The organism is Halonotius pteroides, assembly GCF_003605635.1.
Taxonomy (GTDB): Archaea; Halobacteriota; Halobacteria; order Halobacteriales; family Haloferacaceae; genus Halonotius; species Halonotius pteroides.
In genome coordinates, this window is record NZ_QMDW01000060.1 from 1 (window position 1) to 1551 (window position 1551).

Below are 1551 nucleotides of genomic sequence, written 5' to 3' on the forward strand. Positions count from 1 at the left end.
CGTTATCGCCTAAGCTCCAGACAGCCCATTAGCTCGGTAGCAGAGACAAATATGCTACCTGCTGGATCGACAGATACCGCTCACTGGTGGCTGACGATGCTCTACTTCTGCCAATTTTCTGCCTCTGACTGGAGAAAAGCACCTGATGCTGGGAGCAATCCGCAGTGTTGCCACTCTACGCGAGGCTTCCTGGCCCGGCTGAGGCAGTCAGCCGGGCCGGAGTGTCGCCAGTTCACCGGCCTCGGTGAACCGTGAACTGACTACGCCGTACGCTACCCGCTCTGTGAGGTCATGACGATCCAAATTCCGATCAATAGCTCCTTCGATGATCACTTTCCCAGGCTCCCAAACGTACCCAAGCTGATTTGCTAACATCTCCAGAATATCCGTTCCAAACCATTGGAGACGCTTTGAGAACGACAGAGGTTGCGTCTCAGTTGCTTCTTCAAGCGGGCCGGGGCGGGCAGATCCGAACGCAGTTCGAATCTGCCCCAACACATACCGACTGAGGAGTATCATCACTACTGCCGCAAGCATGAAGCACTCTATCGCATCCTTCCGGCGTACTGGAATCTCCTCCAGGCCAAACACAGATTTCCCTTCTTGAACGAGTGTCTCTATGCTCCATCTCACCGAGTACAATGCTGCAATCTCACGCGCCGAGAACCACTCTTTCGGGAGGTTAGTCACGTATAGGTGGTAGTCGTGGTCGGCGTCTGGTGCATCTTTCTCGGGTGCCGCCTCGTCGTGACGCAGTCCGACGAGGCGGAACTCACGCGGCAGGAGTTCGCTCTCTGAACTGGGTGTATTGAACCGCGCGTGGGCATCGATTTCGCTTCGATGGAGCTCTGGAAGCACATCTTGCAACTCCTTGCCCTCCAGAGAGATGGCACCCGTGGGCCATCTCTCTAATTCCTCCGTAATCGGCGCGTTTGAGTCAATCTTCAGCCGATTCACGAACCAGCCGCTTTCCTCGTCAATGCGTGCAATCTTCCCATAGTCATGGTAACCTAGGTCGTCTAACAACAGTGAATCAGTGACCCAGTTCTCGATCTGCAATTCGTCCAACTCATCAGTTCGGACATCAGTGATTGAAGCCGAAATCGGTGCCCGTGAGCCAAGGGACTCGATCATGTGGAGCTGCGCTCCAGCATGATCGTCGCTGTAGCCGGGAAAGTCGTCGAAGGACACAGGCGAGAGCGTGCAGTCGGTCGTATCCGCGATGAGGACATCGCGGAATCGATCAAATCGCCCGCCGAGGTCATGGTCGGTCACACCAACTTCGGCACTGAGGTGAGCGACTGTTTGGCGAAGCAGTTGCTTGAGCTCAGGCGTAATCCACTGCTGAATGGACGAATAGGCGGCATTGTGATTGGTGAAGGTTTCGTAGAGATCATTTACTTTGGTCACAGAGCCATCTGGTTGCGTAGCTCCAATGAGGAAGTTCCAGAAAAACGGTACTGAATCAATAGCACCACTCCGCTCAACGAGGCCAGTGGCGCGAGCAGTTCGCGCCACGGCCTCTTCTGGGAGGGCTGTTCGAAGTGACTG

The 1551-nt window shown here is 55.1% G+C and carries 1 protein-coding gene; it reads right to left on the minus strand.

Annotation, left to right across the window (positions count from 1 at the left end; genetic code table 11):
• Positions 1 to 207: 207 nt before the first annotated feature.
• A partial coding sequence (locus tag DP106_RS14980; protein ID WP_120086602.1) for an IS4 family transposase occupies positions 208 to 1551 on the minus strand: 1344 nt, incomplete at its 5' end.